Origin of the sequence: Myxococcus xanthus (assembly GCF_006402735.1) — a bacterium.
In the GTDB taxonomy this organism is placed as follows: Bacteria; Myxococcota; Myxococcia; order Myxococcales; family Myxococcaceae; genus Myxococcus; species Myxococcus xanthus_A.
In genome coordinates this window covers 2,984,783-3,001,958 of record NZ_CP017174.1, presented here as the reverse complement: position 1 = coordinate 3,001,958, position 17,176 = coordinate 2,984,783, and the positions used below count along the sequence as shown (strand labels likewise).

At 70.3% G+C, this 17,176-nt stretch carries 12 protein-coding genes; 5 read left to right on the top strand and 7 right to left on the bottom strand.

The window, feature by feature from the left end:
• Positions 1-55 precede the first annotated feature (55 nt).
• The 3 genes from BHS09_RS12770 to BHS09_RS12760 are packed head-to-tail and all read right to left on the bottom strand — an operon-like array spanning position 56 to position 6,164.
• A complete protein-coding gene (locus BHS09_RS12770) occupies positions 56-2,968 on the bottom strand; it encodes an ATP-binding protein (RefSeq protein ID WP_140798000.1) in 2,913 nt (970 codons plus the stop codon).
• Positions 2,965-3,753 (bottom strand): methyltransferase domain-containing protein, encoded by a 789-nt coding sequence (locus BHS09_RS12765; protein WP_140790035.1) that lies wholly within the window; start codon positions 3,751-3,753, stop codon positions 2,965-2,967. Before BHS09_RS12765 ends, BHS09_RS12770 begins: the two co-directional genes overlap by 4 nt.
• Positions 3,750-6,164 (bottom strand): hypothetical protein, encoded by a 2,415-nt coding sequence (locus tag BHS09_RS12760; RefSeq protein WP_140797999.1) that lies wholly within the window; start codon positions 6,162-6,164, stop codon positions 3,750-3,752. The genes BHS09_RS12765 and BHS09_RS12760 overlap by 4 nt, the downstream gene beginning before the upstream one ends.
• A gap of 353 nt (positions 6,165-6,517) precedes the next feature.
• Here BHS09_RS12760 and nadA point away from each other — a divergent pair, with 353 nt between their 5' ends.
• The 3 genes from nadA to BHS09_RS12745 all read left to right on the top strand — a co-directional run bounded on the left by nadA (position 6,518) and on the right by BHS09_RS12745 (position 9,001).
• Positions 6,518-7,450: a quinolinate synthase NadA gene (gene nadA / locus BHS09_RS12755; RefSeq protein WP_140790031.1), complete on the top strand. Its 933-nt coding sequence runs from the start codon at positions 6,518-6,520 to the stop codon at positions 7,448-7,450.
• 78 nt (positions 7,451-7,528) lie between these two features.
• A complete protein-coding gene (locus BHS09_RS12750) occupies positions 7,529-8,128 on the top strand; it encodes a zinc ribbon domain-containing protein (protein WP_140790029.1) in 600 nt (199 codons plus the stop codon).
• A 138-nt stretch (positions 8,129-8,266) separates the two neighbouring features.
• Entirely contained in the window at positions 8,267-9,001 is a 735-nt protein-coding gene (locus BHS09_RS12745) for a class I SAM-dependent methyltransferase (protein WP_140790027.1), read from the top strand.
• Here BHS09_RS12745 and BHS09_RS12740 read toward each other — a convergent pair.
• Positions 8,994-9,362, bottom strand: a complete 369-nt coding sequence (locus BHS09_RS12740) for a metallothionein (RefSeq protein ID WP_140790025.1) — start codon at positions 9,360-9,362, stop codon at positions 8,994-8,996. The two genes, BHS09_RS12745 and BHS09_RS12740, sit on opposite strands and share 8 nt — an antisense overlap.
• Before the next feature lie 174 nt (positions 9,363-9,536).
• Here BHS09_RS12740 and BHS09_RS12735 point away from each other — a divergent pair, with 174 nt between their 5' ends.
• The gene (locus BHS09_RS12735) at positions 9,537-11,105 is read left to right on the top strand and encodes a hypothetical protein (RefSeq protein ID WP_174260532.1); all 1,569 of its coding nucleotides are present in this window, start codon (positions 9,537-9,539) and stop codon (positions 11,103-11,105) included.
• A 92-nt stretch (positions 11,106-11,197) separates the two neighbouring features.
• A complete protein-coding gene (locus tag BHS09_RS12730) occupies positions 11,198-12,406 on the top strand; it encodes a hypothetical protein (RefSeq protein ID WP_140797997.1) in 1,209 nt (402 codons plus the stop codon).
• A gap of 25 nt (positions 12,407-12,431) precedes the next feature.
• Here BHS09_RS12730 and BHS09_RS12725 read toward each other — a convergent pair whose 3' ends face one another.
• The 3 genes from BHS09_RS12725 to BHS09_RS12715 form a co-directional block, all read right to left on the bottom strand.
• Positions 12,432-13,178, bottom strand: coding sequence for a hypothetical protein (locus tag BHS09_RS12725; protein ID WP_140790021.1), 747 nt, complete (start codon positions 13,176-13,178; stop codon positions 12,432-12,434).
• Between the two features lie 219 nt (positions 13,179-13,397).
• Positions 13,398-15,860, bottom strand: a complete 2,463-nt coding sequence (locus BHS09_RS12720) for a serine/threonine-protein kinase (protein WP_140797996.1) — start codon at positions 15,858-15,860, stop codon at positions 13,398-13,400.
• Between the two features lie 205 nt (positions 15,861-16,065).
• Positions 16,066-17,163: a hypothetical protein gene (locus tag BHS09_RS12715; RefSeq protein ID WP_237078269.1), complete on the bottom strand. Its 1,098-nt coding sequence runs from the start codon at positions 17,161-17,163 to the stop codon at positions 16,066-16,068.
• Positions 17,164-17,176: the final 13 nt, after the last annotated feature.

Below are 17,176 nucleotides of genomic sequence, written 5' to 3'. Positions count from 1 at the left end.
CCCCTTCTCCGCCGCCCGGGCGCCGTGGGCTCGGGCGGGGCCTTTGCGTCCTGCGTCAGCCCAGGCGGCCGACGCGCGGCTCGGACGCGAGGTCGGGCATGCCTCCCGTGACACGAGGCGCCACGGGGCGCAGCGGCAGGCGGACCTCCACCTGCGTGCCCTCTCCCGGAACACTGCTCAGGGCGATGCTCCCTCCGTGCTGGATGATGATGCGGCGGCTGAGCGCCAACCCCAACCCCGTCCCCTCGCCCGCCGCGCGGGTGGAGAAGAAGGGCTGGAAGAGCCGCTCCATGTCCTCCGGGCGGATGCCCACCCCGTCATCACCGATGGTGACGATGGCCTCCTCCGCCGTGTTGGCCGTGGAGATGCGCACGCGCCCCTTGTCGCCCACCGCGCGCAGGGCGTTGTCCAGGAGGTTGAGCCACACCTGGTTCAGGGCGCCTGGGTTGCCCCGGATGGGCTCGCCGCAGTGGTACGCGCGCTCCACCTTGACGCCCGGCGGCACCTTCCACGCCAGCACGCTCAGGGTGGAGTCCAGCGACGAGTCCAGGGACAGCACCACCGGGGACTCGCTGGTGCGCGTGAAGGAGAGCAGGGATTCGGCCAGGTGGCGGATGCGCTGGCCACACTCCTCCACCACCTCCAGCATGGCCTTGCTCAGCTCCACGTCGGCGGTGCCAACCGTCAGCATGTCCTTGAGCGGCAGCAGCGCGTTCATCAGCCCGTTGAGCGGGTTGCGCACCTCATGCGCGAAGCCGGACGTGAGCAGGCCGATGGCCGCCAGCCGCTCGTTCTCCGCGGCGCGCACGGCCGCCTCGCGCAGGCGCAGCTGGGTTTCGATGCGCGCCAGCAGCTCGTTCGGGCTGAAGGGCTTGCCCAGGTAGTCATTGGCCCCTGTGCCCAGGCCCTCCACCTTGGCCGCCACCTCCTGGCGCGCGGTGAGGAGGATGACGGGGATGTCCACCGTCTGCGGGTCATTGCGCAGGGCGGTCAGCATCTGCAGGCCGGACATGACGGGCATCATCACGTCCGACAGGATGAGGTCCGGCCGCTCGCGCAGCGCGCGCTGCCGCCCGTCGTCGCCGTTGATGGCCTCCAGCACCCGGTAGTGCTGGGCCAGCAGCCGGGCGAGGAAGCTCCGAATCTCCGGGTCGTCCTCCACCACCATGATGCGGGGCGCCTCGGGCCCCGGCCCCGCGTGGTCCCTGGCCGGAGGAGGCGCCGCGCCCAGGACATCCGCCCCCGTCGGCTCCAGCGAGGGGAAGGCCCCGGAGATTCGGCGCTCGCGGCGCACGGGCATGACGGCCTGACGCCGCTCGCGCAAGTCCTCGCGGATGTGCGCGGAGCCCTTGGGCAGCCGCACGTGGAAGACGGAGCCCTGCCCCAGCTCGCTCGTCACGGAGATGCCGCCGGCGTGCAGTTCCAGCGTCTCCTTCACCAGCGCCAGACCGATGCCCGAGCCACCAAAGCGCCGGGTGCCGCTGTTATCCGCCTGGGAGAAGCGGTCGAAGATGACGGGGATGTCCTGCGGGGCGATGCCCTGGCCGGAGTCCTCCACCTCGACGTGCACCTCCAAGTCGTCCTCGCGCACGCGCACCGTCACCCCACCCTTCTGGGTGAACTTCAGCGCGTTGCCGAGCAGGTTCTGGAAGACGATGTCGATGCGCTCGTGGTCCACGTGGACGGGCGTCACCGTGCCGCCCTCCAGCCGCAGCGTCACGCCCTGCCGCTCCGCCATGGTGTGGAACGGCGGCACCACCGTGCTCAGGAAGCCGAACAGCTCCAGCGGCTGGTAGCGCAGGCGCGCCTTGCCCGACTCCAGTTGCGCCAGGTCCAGCAGGTTGTTGATGAGCCGCAGCAGGCGCTGCGCGCTGCGCTCCATGTTCGTCACCAGCGGAGGTACTTCCGCTGGCAGCGACTCCGCCTGCTTCGCCAGCGCCTCCAGCGTCAGCAGGATGAGCGTGAGCGGCGTGCGCAGCTCGTGGCTGACGTTGTCGAAGAACTCGCTCTTGAGCCGGTCCAGCTCCTGCTGCCGCGTGAGCGACGCCTCCAACTTCGTATTGGCCTCGGACAGCTCCTGTGTCCGCTCGGCCACGCGGTCCTCGAGCGCCTTGTTGGCGGCGAAGATCTCCTCGTTGCGCCGCTGCAGGTCCTCCAGGGACGTCTGCAGGCCCTGGTGCTGCTCCGACAGCTTCTCGTCCTTGCGCAGCAGGGCCGCGCGCGTGTCCAGCCACGCCCCCGCCGCCACGCCCACCATGCCCAGGGAGCTGACCGCGAAGATGGGGGGCGCCAGGTTCAACGTGCCCGACAGCAGGCCGGCCACCATGCCCGCCATGCCGCCCACGATGTAGCGCCACGCCAGGGGCGGCAGGCTCTGCCAGCGGATGTCGTACTCGCAGCAGTCCGCCCCATCCACCTGGCAGCGCAGCTCCTTCACCTCCGCCAGGGGCAGGTTCCAGATGGCGGGGAACGCGGACAGGTTGCCCTGGCGCGCGCGGCAGAAGTTGCGATCTCTTTCGCGGATGCGGCTGACGTAGCGCACCTGCACCCGCGAGTCGGTGAGCGTGTCGATGTGGAAGCCGCCCACGCGGTTGTACGTGTGGTCCAGCTCCAGCGCTCGCTCGTAGACGCTGCGCGGCGTGGCCAGCGCCTTCATCATGTAATAGAGGAAGCCCACCGCCTCCGGACTGGCGATGCTGCGCCCCGCCTTCGTCATGAAGTCCGGATCACCGGAGTCCTTGTCGAGCACGTCGAAGAGCCGCTCGGTGAACCCCACGGAGACGAAGTTGGTGAGCGTCTCCACGTACGCCAACGTCAGCGGCAGCGCCTCGCGCTGCCACACCCGCACCAGCCGGTCCCGGCCGTAGGTCCGCTCGTAGTACAACATCACGCTGCGCAGCATCCGGACACTCAGCTCGGGTGTGTCGGGGGCTGACGGTGCGGAGGCCAGTTCCGCGGGGACGGTCAACGCTTCACTCCTTCGGTCGTCAACACCATCGCATATTTGAGGGTGTCGGCGTCGTCCAGGAGTGCGAGGAAGCGTTCACAGAAAGCGTCATAGGGGCCGGAGCCCCCGAAGAAGGGCTCGGCGAGCGGGCGCAGCGTCCGGAAGCGGATGACCCAGTCCTCGCGGAGCCGCGCGTCCACCGCGCCCGCCGCCACGTAGAACGGGGAGATGTGCACGCGCACGTCCACCAACCCCGCCTTGCGGAACAGGTGGAACAGCTTGCGGCCCGCGTGCAGGTCGAAGCGCGCCGCGCGCAGGGCGGCGAGCAGCTTCTGGCTCTCCTCCTGGAGGTCCTCCGGAAAGGGCCAGTTCCACAGCCCCACCCCGTCGATGTCCGCCACCACCACGCGCCCACCGGGGCGGACCACGCGCACCAGCTCCGCCAGCGCGGGGCCCGGCTCTCCCAGGTACTCGAAGACGTACTGGCACCAGACGTAGTCGAAGTGGTCGGCGGGCAGATGTGTCTCCGGCAGCGCGCCCTGACGCAGCTCCACATTGGGCCTGCCCGCCAGCAGCCCCCGGGCCGCCGCCAGGTGTTCGGCCTGCGGCTCGATGCCCACCACGCAGCCGTGCGGCCCCACCACGTCCAGCATCTCCGAGGTGATGACGCCGGGACCACAACCCACATCCAGTGCGGCGTCCCCGGGCCTCAGCCCGGTGAGCCTCAGCCGGTCCGCGTAGGAGGTGGCGCTCGCCTGCGCTTGCAGGCGGTGCACCTCCTGGGCCGACTCCATCAGGTAGGTCATGCCGCGATGTCCTTGTCATCCACCCGGCTACCACCCCGGCCATGGGCCGCCAGCCGCTCGAAGACGGCGAGCAGGTAGGCATTCCAGTCACGCACGAGCCGGCGGTGGGCCGTGAACTCCATCACCTTGCCCAGGTTGTGGAAACCCAGTGTCTCCAGGGCGGGCAGGTCCGCGTCCGAGGCCAGGCACTCCGCGGTGGAGCGGCCGCGCCGGGCCGAGTCCGCCACCGCGTGTGTCACCAGCGCCTGACGCACGGCATCCGCTTCCCGCGTATCCGGCTCCACCATGACGAGCGAGAAGGCGTTGTACCACTCCGCCCAGAAGAGACCGGGCGACGAGTCCTCCATGAGGACGAACCCCTGGGGCCCGTCCTTGCCCTCCACCAGGGCGATGCTGCGCGAGCGCCGCAGCCGCGCGTCCGAGTAGCGCCCGCCCAGCGTCCCCATGGTCATCTCGCCCTCCACCAGGTCCGAGCTGCGCAGCCGCACTACGTCCTGCGTCTCCCGCAGGTGCTGCTCCAGCCAGCGCAAATCGGCCGTCTCCGCGGGGCGCACGCGCAAATCGCTCCGAGGCGGCGGCAACGCGGCGTCCACGGGGAGCCGGCACGGCGTGAAGGCATGCAGACAGCTCAGTCCCGGGCGCTCCAACCGGCTGGCGATGGCGCCGTAGATTCGCGACGTCCACCGGTTGCGGCATCGCCACAGCGCGCGCAGGTATTCCACGTCGTCCAGGCTCTCCGCGTAGTCGGCCGCGAGCGCCACCAGCTCCTGGGAGATGGATTCGTGCCGGTGGTAGCCCGGCCGCACCACCAGGTGCTGCGACAGCCAGGTGCGCGAGTAGATGCGCAGCCCGGAGATGTGGCCGTAGAGCCGGCCCTCGCGCTGATAGACGATGGCCTTGGACAGGCCGTGGATGCCGTTGCCCAGCCGCTGGTGCGCGTCCACCAGCGGCTCGGGCGTCGCCGTCTCGTGGAAGGGGTAGTCGGGAAAGCGGACGTCCGCGGAGCGGAACAAGTCCCACACGTCGGAGAAGGGCAGCTCGGACGCATCACGCGCATCGGGACACCGCGCCTTGATGAAGGCATCCAGGATGGCGGCGCGGGCCTCCGGCGCCAGCTCCAGGATGCGCAGGCCGCAGCGGCGCGGGCGGCTCATGCTGGCGCCCTCCTCCGTCACCGTGAGCTGCCCGGTGTCCTGCACCTGGGCGCGGCAGCGCGAGCGCGTGCCGTCCGGCAGCTGCAACATCACGTCGTCCAGCACCAACCCCGGCGGGAAGGCCTCCCGGCCCGCGTCGAAGGGAAAGGCGAAGCCGCCGGTGTGCAGGTCCAACAGCGGGCGGACGATGGCCTCCCCCGTCAGGGGCGAATTGAAGGACACCGCGAAGGGCCGCTCTACGGAGGAGCGGAAGCGCAGGCTGTTGCGGCGGTGGTGCAGGCTCAGCGTGCGCGGCAGGGCCACCTCCACCTGGTTGGGCTCCGAGGCCAGCACCGCCGTGGTGCCCACATGGCACACGCCGCCGAAGTCCAGGCACAGCCGCACCACGTCTCCTGGATGGAAGAGCGTGCCCGGCTGCGACTGCTCGCGCAGCACCAGGCGGGACTCCTCCGGCAGCACCTCCGCGCGGGAGAAGTCCACCAACCGGTTGCCTTCGTGCGTGCGCAGCCCGAAGCCCACCCCCGCGCGCACGGCGCGGCGCAGCAGGCCGCGGATGCGCACCGAGTCGTTGAGCAGCGGCGCGGCGGAAGAGCGCGCGTGCTCCACGGGACGCTCCAGCGACACGCCCAGGTGGAAGCCCTGGCCTTCGTGCGCGCGCAGCGGGCGCACCATGCGCACCGTGGCGTGGCCGGCGCGCAGCACCAGCGTGTCGCCGCGCAGCACCTGGAGCCCTTCCAGCTCCGTGCCCGGCGTGAGCCGCTCGATGCGCACGCTGGACTCCAGGCGCAGGCCCAGTCCTCCCGTGGCCACATCGAGAAGCCGCGCGCGGAACGCCGTGCCATCCGCCGTGAAGCAGGCCTCCAGGACGCCGTGCGGCTCGCGGCGCTCGGACTCGCGCAGCTCCAGCAATTCCTGGACGGCGCGGCGCAGCGCCGGGCTGGGGTCATCCTCCAGCGTGAAGAACATGTGCCCCGCGGCGGCCACGTCCACCAGGCTGTGGTGGGCCTGCGCATTGTCCCTGGGGCAGAGCACCGCGCGGATGGAGCGCGGGGTGTAGCGCTCCAAGTCCTTCAACAACCGGGGAAATATGTCCGGATGCGTCAACACCAGCGCGGGAGTGGATTTCGAGAGGAATTCGACCGCCTCCTGCCGGTTGGAGGCCTCGAGCACTTCGTAGCCATCCAGCAAGGCGCGGAGCCGTCCGCGACGCTCCGCCTCCGGATGCACGACCAGCACTGCGCGCGTCGTCACGGTCATATGTCCTCCTCCACCGGGTCAGAGCCGCCTGCCCCCGGATGAACCACTTCACGGGTCGGAATGTGACCGCCAGCCTCCACCGCCCCGCCGGACCTTCCGACGGCGACCCCTCACATTCCCCCGTGGTTCGAAGTTCCCAGATGCAATGGCCGAACCGCATGCGCGGCGTCCGGCCCGGCTCGCCATCTTACCGGACCTCATGGGGAAGGGAGTGCCCCAGCATGAGGACAGGGCGGATGTTGGAAAAGGGCCGCCCGCTTGATTCGTGGCCGCCCGGGCATCAGCAAAGTGGGGCAAACCGCACCCTGGCCGGCACTTCCAGTCCCGGTTAAATGTGGGACTCGGGAGGTGCCATGAGCGCCGAAGTCGACTACGCGAAGGAAATCCAGGAGTTCAAGCGTTCCATGAACGCAGTCATCCTGGCGCACTATTACCAGGAGAGCGAAGTTCAGGACCTCGCGGACTTCGTGGGCGACAGCCTGGCGCTGGCGCAAGCCGCGGCGCGCACGAAGGCAGACGTCATCGTCTTCTGTGGCGTTCATTTCATGGCGGAGACGGCGAAGATTCTCAATCCGTCCCGGCAGGTGCTGTTGCCGGACCTCAAGGCCGGCTGTTCGCTGTCGGACCGGTGCCCGCCAGGGGCCTTCAAGGCGTTCAAGGACAAACACCCGAACGCCTTCGTGGTGAGCTACGTCAACAGCTCCGCCGCGGTGAAGGCCATGAGCGACGTCATCTGCACGTCGTCCAACGCGGTGAAAATCGTGAACCAGGTGCCAAAGGACCGGCAGATTCTCTTCGCGCCGGACCAGCACCTGGGCCGCTACGTGATGAAACAGACGGGCCGCGACATGGTGCTGTGGCCGGGCAGCTGCATCGTCCACGAAATCTTCAGCGAGAAGAAACTGGTGCAGCTGAAGGTGGAGTACCCGGAGGCGGAAGTGGTGGCCCACCCCGAGTGTGAGCAGGCAGTGCTGCGCCACGCGGACTTCATCGGCTCCACCAAGGCGATTCTGGATTACGCGGTGCGTAGCCCGAAACAGCAGTTCATCGTGGTGACGGAGGCGGGCATCATCCACCAGATGAAGCGGGCCGCGCCGGACAAGACGTTCATCCCCGCTCCGCCGGACAACGGCTGCGCATGCAACGAGTGCCCGTACATGCGGCTGAACACGCTGGAGAAACTCTGGCGGTGCATGAAGGAGCGCACGCCCGAGCTGACCATGCCCGAGGACCTGCGCGAGGGTGCTCGCGCGCCGCTGCAACGCATGCTGGACTGGTCTGTGTAGTCTGCGGATAACCGGTAGCAGCGGACATTTGCCAACTCGCGTCTTGCACCCCGCGAAGCACAATGCGATGGAGCCACCGTGGCCTTCCGATTCCTCGCAGTCCCCGCGCACCGACTGGTGAACTTCCCCCAGACGTTGCCGGACGATGAGCGCCTCGAGCCGGAGCTGCCTCCGGTCCATGAGGCGGTGGAGCGCGCGCTCACCGGCGCTGAATTCCGAGACATGCGAGCCAAGGACAGGCTGCGCACCCTGCTACAGGGGGACCGTCCCCCGTCGCTGGGCGCGCCCGAGACGGGCTTCGGCCCGTCCGCCGTCTTCGCGCAACCACCCCAGGACCTCCCGGCGCTGCTGCGGCTGGCGGACGAATTGGAGAACCTGGCGCGCCGCGAGGCTGGTGAGCGCGCCCTGGTGTGGAAGTGCGGAGATTGCGGCGCCCGCTACGCGGTGCCGGTGGCCCTGGTGCGCCAGGTGTCCATCCGCTGCGAGCGCTGCGGCACGCCGGTGGAGCTGGCGGCCACGCGCAGCCTGGGTGAGGAGTCCCTCATCGACCCGTTCCTGGGCGCGGTGAATCACAGCCGCCGGGAGCTGGCCGCCTTCTTCCGCGAGGCCATGGCCCGCGGCTGGCCGGTGCTGGTGGCCGAGGACAAGCGCGTGCCACGCACGCAGCCCTCGGCCTGACGGCGTCCGGCGGAAAACGGGTTCTCGCGCCGCACGGGGGACGGTAGCCTTGCCGGCCCCATGCGGCGCGTGCTCGTTCCCCTCCTGCGATGTCCCCGGTGCCGGCGTGGCGCCCTCCAGCCGGAGGTAGACGCCCCGGTGCTCTTCTTCGGCCCGCTGCGCTGCCAGGCGTGCGGCGCCAGCCACCCGGTGGCCGAGGGCGTCGCCGACCTGGTGGTGGACCCCGCCGCGTCCGGCCCGCTGCAGCGCGGCATGGAGCAGCGCTGGGTGGCGCGCTCCTATGAGCGCTACATGCGCCCCGTGCTCCAGCGCGCCCTCACCCGCCAGCCGCTGGATGGCGACAGCGAGTTCGTCCTCTACCGCAGCCTCCTGGGCAAACCCGAAGGCACCGTGTTGGACGTGGGCTGCGGCACGGGGCTGCTCGCGCGGCGGCTGGCGCATGAGCCCGACGCGCCGCCCGTGGCCGCGCTCGACGTGTCCCGCGCCATGCTGGAAGAAGGCGTGGCCCAGGTGCGCGAGGCCGGCGTCGCCGTGGACTTCCTGCGCGCCGAAGCCCCCTACCTCCCCTTCCAGGACGGTGTGCTGGGCGCGGTGTTGATGAGTGACGCGCTGCCCTTCGTCGCGGACCTGCCCAGGATGATGATGGAGGTCCACCGCGTGCTGCGGCCCGGAGGCCGCTGGGTGGCCAGCACCTACGCACCGCCGGGAGCGCCTCGGGCACTGCTCCACCGCGGCGTGGGCCTGCATCCACGAGGGGAGGCCGAATTGCGCCGGGAGGCCGCGGCGGCGGGCTTCGTGCGCTTCGAGCGCGTGTCCCTGCCGTCGCTGCTGGTGGTGAAGGCGGAGAAGGGCTCCGCCCAGACGCCTAGATGAAGATGCCCGCGGACGCGTCGTAGCGCGCCTCGTCGAGTTGCAGGTTCGCGGGCTGGCCGCGCAGCGCGTCCATCACCTGGCGCTTGGGCTTCTTGCACTTGCTGCAGTCACACGAGCCCTTCTTGCACGTGCAGTCCGCCTTGCTGCCGCACTGGCACTTGGCGGACATGAGCGAGTCCAGCACATCCAACGGGCGCTCCACGCCGCTGGTGGAGGGCTCGACAGCCTTCGGCGTGGCCTCCTCGGCCTTCGCTTCCGGGGCCGGGCGCCGGTGGGCCTCGCAGGCCTCCGCCGCGCCCGGTGCCAGGAGCAGGCCGCTCGCCATCAGCCCTCCGGCCACCCACATTCCGATGCGCGTCATGTTGCTCTCCTCGGGGCACTCCAGGCGCCCCTGCTCAAACGGCGCCTATACCGCAGCCCTTCCCGACTGCCAAGGCCGACAGCCATACCTTTGTCTACCTGGAAAACAGGCGCTGGCCGGGTTGCAAGGACGGCTCGCCGTGCAGGGAGGCGCCGCGTACAGTCCGCGCCTTCCGTGACGCCCCGACACTCCCGCCTCGTCCATGCCGCCGCGCTCGTCCTGGGGGTGCTCCCCCTGTGGGTGTCGCGCCACCTGCCCCTGGTGGACCTGCCCCAGCACCTGTACCTCATCTCCGTCCTGCACCGGCTGGATGACCCCACCACGCTGTACCCGCAGCTGTTCGCCGCGCGTCACGCGCTGACGCCGTACCTGGGCTACTACTACCTGGTCAGCGGCCTCAACTGGCTGCTGCCGCTGGAGATGGCCAACCGCGTCTTCCTCTCCGCCTACGTGGTGGGACTGCCGCTCAGCCTCGGCTTCCTGCTGCGCAGCCTGGGCCGGCCTACCTGGCCCGCCCTGCTGGCGCTGCCCTTCGCCTACGGCGACAGCTTCAACTGGGGCTTCATCAACTACTGCGCCGCGCTGCCGCTGACGCTGCTGTGCTGCGGCCTCTTCGTGCGGACGCTGGAGGACGCGCCTCGCCGCCGGACGTGGGGCATCGGGTTGGCGGTGTGCCTGGTGGCGGTGCTCCTCTTCCACGTGCAGGCCTTCGGGTTCCTCGCCTTCGGGCTGCCCTTGCTGCTGCTCACCACGCGCGTGCCCGAGGACGCACAAGCCCGTGGGCTCGCCGCGCGGCTGCGGCCTCGCGTGCCCGCGCTGCTGGGGGTGGTGCCCGGCGTCGCGCTGTTCCTCGGCTGGGTGGTGCTTCGCTTCGGCGAGCCCGCGGACATCCAGCCCGGAGTGCCCTGGAAGGCGTGGGGTCCCACCTTCTCTCCGCAGAACCTGGCGTGGAAGGGCTTCGAGCAGAACCGCGCCGAGTTCTTCCAGGTGCTCGCCAACACCTTCCGGGATGGCTCGGACCGGTGGGCCCTGTATGCCGTGGGCGCGGTGGCGGTGGCGGGCTGGGTCGCGGGGCTGCTGCGGCCAGAGCGCTCCGCCACACAGGGCCTGGTGGCGCGCTCGCGGCTGATGGGGCTGGGGCTGCTGGCCCTGGCGCTCTACTTTCTGCTGCCCTTCGACATCCGCGGCTACATCTACTACCTCAACACGCGCTACGCGCACCTGGCCGCCGCGCTCCTGGTGGCCACCGTCCCGGCGGCCATTCCCGCGTGGCGGAGGCCCCTACGCGGCGCCGCCCTGGCCTGCGCGGTGGTGCTGGCCTTCGTCATGGCGCGCGGCTACCGCGCCTTCTCTCGGGAGGCGCAGGCCGAATGGGGGCCGCTGGTGGCCGCCACCGCCCCCCGCCCACGTGTCATGGGGTTGATGTTCGACCCCGGCTCCCGGGTGGTGCGACAGCCCGTCTTCATCCACAGCGCGGCGGTGCTGGCCCGGGCGCGCGGCGGCGTGCCCAACTTCACCTTCGCGTCCACGCCGCACTCCCCGCTGCGCTACACCGGCGAGGAGCCCCCCACCTTCCCCTCCGAGTGGCGGCCGCAGCAGATGGACTACGAGCGGCAGGGCGTCTGGTACGACCACTTCCTCGTACGCGGCGCGCCGCCGTCGCGCGTGTTCAGTCCGCGGCTCCAGTCCGAGCTGGCCGTGGTGGCGGAGCCAGGCAAGAGCGCGCTGGTGCGCCGGCGCTGAGTCCTCCGCCGCTCGCGGCACTGTGACCTGGTGGGCGCAATGCCCGCGCGGGGCATGCCCCGGGACGGGCACCGTGCAGTAGAACGTCCCGTATGAGTTCCTCCTCTTCGGACCCTCGCTCCCTACTGGACGCCCTGCGCTCCAGCGCGCCGCTGCCTGCCTTTCCCGCCGAAGCGGTGGAGTCCGCCCGCGCCCTGGCGCACGACGTGCCCCAGGCCACCCTCGCCCGCGTGGAGGCCCTTCCGGAGCCCCTGGCCCTGGCCGTGCTCGAGGCCGCCGTGTCAGACGGGCACACCGCCCTGCCGGAGGCCCTGTCGTCCTCAGCCGTGAAGCCCCTGGCCAAGGCCGCGAAGAAGGCGCTGTACCAGCTTCGCTCGCGTGGCGTCGCCGTGGCCGGGCCCGCGCGTGCCGCCCCGGCCGAGCCCCCCCGCGCCGCCGCCCCCGAGCCCCTCAACGCGCTCGCCAGCGCCGTCACTGGTGGCGGCGAGCGAGCGCTCGTGCTGGCACGGGTGCTGCGCGGCGCGGGCGTGGAGGTGGTGCAGATGCAGCTGTCCGACGAGCGCGGCGTGGTGGCGCTCCAGTTGGGCGACAGGAACCGCGCCACCTGGCGGAAGCTGGTGAAGGACGGGCTGGCCCACGGCGGCATCGTGGAACTGCCGCCCGAGGAAGCCGCGGCCCTGCTGGCCGAGGCCGCCGGCACCAACCTGCGCACCCACACGCCCTTCCCCGAAGGACTGGACGTGGTGCTGCGCCACTTTGATGTCCAGCCGCAGCAGTCGCCCACCGAGCTGCCTCCGCCCGAGCCCGAGGACATCCGCCGCGCACAGGAAGCCGACGTCCTCCACGACACCGTGGAGCTGGCTTCGTGGCTGCCTCCGGAGTCCGACATGCGGGTCCTGGTGCAGAAGATGGACGAAGTGGTGCACAGCCCCCTGTCGCTGAGCGACGTGCAGCGCCAGGAGCAGCTCCAGGCGGCGGTGCTTGGCGTGGCCCGGGATTTCTTCACCCCCGAGGTGCGCCAGCGCTACGCGCTGCGGTTGTGGCGGATGGCGGACTACTTCGAGCGGAGCAGCCGCCCACGCGAGGCGGACATCGCCCGGGCCGAGGCCCGCCGGCTCTTCCATGGGGCCCAGGAGCCCTTCTCCCGCTTCGCCGAGCGGCTCTTCGAGAAGGTGCTGGCCCTGGTGGCCGCCGCCGCGGCGCGGGCCGGTGCACAGCCCGGCGCGGACACCGGCCCCGCGGAGGCCGCGCCTGCCCCTACGCTGGAGCGGCGCAGCCCCGGCGGGCTCATCATCCCCTGAGCACAGGGGACCCACGCACGGCCACTCAGGCCGGCGTCACGCGGGCACGCAGGAGCAGGTCCAGGTTCTCCCGCTCCCACGCGAGGGCGCGGGCGTAGTCGTGGAACTGCTTCTCGTGCTCCATCAGCTCGGGCGGGTGGATGCAGCGCCTGCCGTCGTCGCCCTTCCGCGTCCGGTACACGTGGTGGAGCATCTCGTGGAAGACAATCCACTCCACGAAGTAGCGGGGCACCACCGGCTGGTCCAACGCCGGGTGGATGCGGATGACCTTCGAGTCCGCGGAGTAGGAGCCCATCTTGATGCTCTTGCGAGGCCCCTTCACCCGCGGCGCCGGGCCGTAGGTGATGGCCGCGTCGATGCGGCCGTCGAAGTAGCGCTCGTTCAGCCGGACGTAGATGCGCTCCAAATCGTGGTGCTGCCCCACGGGCTCCAGCCGGATGCGCTTGCGCATCTGCGCCGGAGACAGGCGCCGGATGTAGACGCGGTTGCGCTCGATGAACTTGTCCAGCAGCACGCTGGCGTCCGGGTCACCCTTGCGCACGAAGCTTGCGAGCGCCTGCACCACGTCGTCCGGAGCGACCAGGAACATGTGGTGCAGCCGAAGCCGCCACATGGCCCGCTGGCGTTGGAACGTCAGCATGGTGTGCGTGTTGTCGTGAATCTCCAACGCCACCTTCGCGCGCAGGCGTGTGCGCAGCCGGCGTTCGAGCACGCGACGCCAGACCTTCAGGAGCCTGTTGGGCTCGGGGACGAGGGGAACCTGCCGGGCCACCCGGCCGGCCGTGTAACTCCGCTTCCTGATTACGTTTTTCTGACTCTTCGGGCGCGCCATAAGGGTTCCGGATTCTACGGACCCGTCTGACATGTGTAAACGCGCTCGGGAAGGTGAAAGCCCTGGAATTCCAACGACTTAAGGCCACTCAAGCCCACCAGGGCCCACTTGTCCGCCGCTGGGGCAGGATGCCGCATACCCCTCAAACGCCCGATGTCACTAGCGTCGCTTCTTGCACGGAATCTGCAGGACGAGCGGCCCCTCGCTCGCTGGCTCTATGAGGTAGGGTTTTGTACCCTTCGGCTTCCGACGTCCCGGGCACTGGTAGCTCACCCGGATGGGGCCCGCGGGCAGCGAGACGAGGGTGTTGATGGGGAGGCGCTCGCCGCCCTCACGCCGCAGCACCGTACGGACGGGAGCATCGAAGCGGACGCTCACCCGAGAGACTTCGGCGGTGGCCGCGGGCGGTGCGTCCGCGTTGGCATCAGGGGACGCTGGTGCTCCCGGCTCCGGAGGCTTCGCCGGTTCAGTCGGCGCCGTCGCTTCCGGACGCCCGTCGTCTTGCGCCACGGGGGGCGCGTTCGTGAGTCTGGCGGCAGGCAGCGCCTGTCCCATGGCGGGCCGGACGACAGGTGACGCCGTTCCCTGCTGCTCCAACGCGCCGACCGACAAGTCCTGAGGCGGCCACGCCGATGCTCCGCGCGCGCCGACCAAGAACCACCACGTCAGGCCGATGCCCAGGGCGAGCAGCCCCACGACGCACGCCACCACCAGCGCCACCGGACGCTTGCGCTTGGGCGGCATGGCCCGCGTGTCGGCGGTGAACTCGCCCGAGTCCCCGCCATAGCCCATGGTGGACTCGTCATCGTCCGGATCATCCCGGAGCGTGGGCCGAGGGTCCGTGTACTCCAGCGAGGACTGGCTCAGGTCGGTATGGAGGAAGTCTTCATCGTCCTCGTCCTTGTGCCGGGCGCCTCGGGACGGCGGCGGGCTCCGCGGTGGTGGCGGCCGCTGATTCACCGTGGCGGGAGTCAGGGAGACGGACTGGGAGAGCTCCAGGTCCAGCGAGGATGCGCGACGCGGAGGCACCGGCGTGATGGACACGGACGGAGCTGCGTCCTCCTCCGGCGGAGGGGGCCGGCGCGAGGCCGCCACGTGCGAGGGAGACGACGGGCCGGGGCGACGCGTACGGGACGGCTCCGCCACACGCGCCGGAGGAGACGCCATGTGCGGCGCGGAGCGGCGAACCGGAGCCGGAGCCGGAGGTGTCGCGGCAGGACGGGATGGAATGTCCTTGGGTCGACTCCGCTGCGGCACGGTGGACTCACCGTCGCCGATGTCCAGGTCCTCCACCACCAGCGCGGCGGCCCGGTAACCCACGGGCGTGGTGGCGACGGCGGTGGACATCTCCGAATCATCGTCGTCGTCACCCGCCTGGAGGGCAGGCAGGTCGCGCGGGCGCGCCATCAGCGTGGCGGGCTCGGGCTCGTCGCCGGAGAAGGCCACCGGCACCGAGTCCCCGGAGGCGCGGCGAGGCGTGGGCCGGGCGGTGAGGCCGGGCGTAAGCTGCGCGCTGGGCACCGAGGCCAGGTCGGACTCGGGCGTGGTGGCGGAGGACAGCGTGGGTGCGGTGGACTCCAGTACGGACGGGCGCCGCGGCGGTGCTGCGTCCTGGGAGAGCCGGGCCCCCTGCAGCGGCACGGTGGCTTCACGCCGGCCGGGGCCCTTGGCCTCGGGGATGTGGAGGATGGTGCGCTCCTCCTCCTCGCCCAGCAGCCGGCAGATGTACTCCGACACATCCAGGCTCTGCCGGAGGGTGCCGGAGGCGAGGAAGGACTCCAGCGCGTCGCGCACCTCCGAAGCGCGCTGGTAGCGCTGGGCGCGGTCCTTGGTGAGGCAGCGCATGACGATGCGCGAGAGCCCCTGCGGGTAATCGTCGCGAAGCAGGTGCGGCGGCGACGGGTCCTCGTAGCGGATGGCGTAGAGGATGCCTTCCGTCGTCGGCTTGGCGAAGGGCTGCCGGCCGGTGGTGATTTCGTACAGCATGGTGCCCAGCGCGAAGATGTCCGCGCGGTGGTCCAGCCGCTCCTGCGACACCTGCTCCGGCGCCAGGTAGAGGAACTTGCCCTTGATGACGCCCGGCTTGCTGCGTTCCATGAACGCGCCCGCCTTGGCGATGCCGAAGTCGACCAGCTTGACGCGTCCGTCGTAGCCGATCATCACGTTCTGCGGGCTGACGTCGCGGTGGATCAACTCCAGCGGGCGCCCGTCCACGCCGCGGCTGTGGTGCGCGTAATCCAGGCCGGCGGCCACCTGCGCGCAGATGCGCGCGGCCACGCCATAGGGCACCGTGGCGCCGAACTTGGACTCCTCGGCCATGACGCGCCGCAGGTCCACGCCCTCCACGTACTCCATGGCGATGAAGATGTTGTCGCCCTCCTTCCCCAACTCGTGCACCTGCACGATGTTGGGGTGGTGGAGCTGCGCGGCGATGCGCGCCTCGTCCAGGAACATCTGGACGAACTCGGGCTCCTCCGAGAGGTACGGGAGGATGCGCTTGAGCACGACCAGCTCGGGGTCCGGCGGCCGCTGGGACAGGAACAGCTCCGCCATGCCTCCCACGGCGAGCCGCTTGATCAGCAGGTAGTTACCGAACGGAATGGCCGTCTGGGGCGAGCTCACGAAGAAAGGCCGTCTGTCAGAAGGTGAATGGACTGGACTTTTCCGGAGCTTACCCACAATCACCGGCTCCTGGGAGCCAGGGACCCGCTTCGGTGGGTTCCGGACACCCACCCCGCCTTCCGGGCCCAAAAAGAAGCCGCCCCTCCCCGGATGGGCGAGGGGCGGCCGAATCAACCGACGAGGGACACACCCTCGTCGCGGGCCCTTACTCCGTCTGGGCGCCGGGGGCGGCCGGACGAAGCGTCTCGGGCTGCGTGACCACACCCTGCAGGTCGTCACACCCCTCGGGGTAGAGCACCGTCGTCCACGTGTTCGTCGTGCCGGGGATCACGCCCGCGTCATTGAAGCAGCTGAACGTGCTGGTGCCACCGTCCATGCAGGGCGCGTGGGTGAAGGTGTCCCACACGCCGCGGATGCCATCCGGGAAGGTCACGGAGCCACCGTCGTTCACCATGACGCGGTAGTCGCAGCGCGGCGTGCCATCATCGGTCGTCGTACCGAAGGTGGTGAGGTTGTTCACGAGCACGCCGCCGGAGACCTCGAAGCCGAAGTGCATGGTGTCTTCGCCACCATCGGGAGTGGCGAGCCGCTTCATGGCCATGGGATTGGCGTCAGTCAGAGTCAGCGGCCCCTGGATGTGGACACGAGCGCCCAGGTGCTCCAGGTTGGGCCGGCCGACGCCACCATCCGCGTTACCGAAGCCGTTGTCGATGCTGACCGCGATGTCGTTGGGCGGTGTCATCGTGCCCGTCTTGGTGATGACCATCGGGGTGGCTTCGCTTGCGCCGCGGAAGTCGAAGTTATTCTTCAGGACCTTGCGGTAGCCCTCGCGGTCCCGGAAGCGGCTGTTGTTCTGGACGTAGCCCTGGATGGTCACGATGTCGCCCTTCGCAGGCACGTACGTGGTCGGCGGATCCGTCCGGTACTTCTGGACGAAGATGCCGTCCTGAGCGTTGTTCGGATCAGCCACCCAGAAGTCCGCCGAAACGCCCGTGTCCTTCGAAGAGACGTAGACCACCGTCGTGACGACGACGCCCTCCAGGATGATCTGAGGACGGTCGCCCAGAAGGCGCGCCTCGCGGATGGTCACCGTCTGAATGCCCGCGTCACCCGTGCCCGCGTCACCCGTACCCGCGTCCCCCGTGCCCGCGTCGCCGGTCCCGGAGTCCGGGCTACAGGTGCCGAGGCAGCCAGCGTCCGGCAGCGGATCCGTATCGTCGTCACGGCCAGAACAGCCAGCCATGGATGCCATCGTCGCCGCGGTCACCAGCGCCGCCGCGCCTAGCGTCTTGCGCAGTTGCATTTCGAGAATCTCC

What these genes read in the sequence shown, in the direction of transcription:
- BHS09_RS12765 (WP_140790035.1), bottom strand. Translation starts at nt 3,753, where the DNA reads ATGACCTACCTGATGGAGTCGGCCCAGGAGGTGCACCGCCTGCAAGCG.
- BHS09_RS12760 (WP_140797999.1), bottom strand. Translation starts at nt 6,164, where the DNA reads ATGACCGTGACGACGCGCGCAGTGCTGGTCGTGCATCCGGAGGCGGAG.
- nadA (WP_140790031.1), top strand. Translation starts at nt 6,518, where the DNA reads ATGAGCGCCGAAGTCGACTACGCGAAGGAAATCCAGGAGTTCAAGCGT.
- BHS09_RS12740 (WP_140790025.1), bottom strand. Translation starts at nt 9,362, where the DNA reads ATGACGCGCATCGGAATGTGGGTGGCCGGAGGGCTGATGGCGAGCGGC.
- BHS09_RS12730 (WP_140797997.1), top strand. Translation starts at nt 11,198, where the DNA reads ATGAGTTCCTCCTCTTCGGACCCTCGCTCCCTACTGGACGCCCTGCGC.
- BHS09_RS12715 (WP_237078269.1), bottom strand. Translation starts at nt 17,163, where the DNA reads ATGCAACTGCGCAAGACGCTAGGCGCGGCGGCGCTGGTGACCGCGGCG.